The sequence below is a fragment of the Citrobacter sp. TBCS-14 genome, from assembly GCF_005280805.1.
In the GTDB taxonomy this organism is placed as follows: domain Bacteria; phylum Pseudomonadota; class Gammaproteobacteria; order Enterobacterales; family Enterobacteriaceae; genus Citrobacter; species Citrobacter gillenii.
This window is the reverse complement of the sequence record NZ_SZWM01000191.1, coordinates 1-312: the sequence shown is the minus strand read 5'-3', so window position 1 is coordinate 312 and position 312 is coordinate 1. Positions and strand designations below refer to the sequence as shown.

Below are 312 nucleotides of genomic sequence, written 5' to 3'. Positions count from 1 at the left end.
ATTATATCGATTTATCATAGTCATGCATGACTACAGCAATACCAGTCATACCCTGAATTAGGCCAAAGATTAGCTATTAAGATTATTTTCTATTTCACCGTAATTGTAACAGCACCTTCATTACATTAGGAGCTGGAATAATTATCGGGATTTTTCACAACCCAGTCTCCTTTTCTGTCCTTTACAACCTCAATAAATTCATCAGCATGAGAATATGAACCGCCTTCATCTTCCCACTCATTTAACGAATGTAACCATTCATCTTGTGTCAAGATTTTTCCTGTTACAGTACTACGCAAAAAAACAGTCATA

1 protein-coding gene is annotated in these 312 nt (G+C 35.3%); it reads right to left on the bottom strand.

What is annotated here, in order from left to right; genetic code table 11:
- Positions 1-125: 125 nt before the first annotated feature.
- Positions 126-312: hypothetical protein (locus FDX22_RS30010; RefSeq protein WP_222592521.1), on the bottom strand; the 187-nt coding region annotated here is incomplete at its 5' end.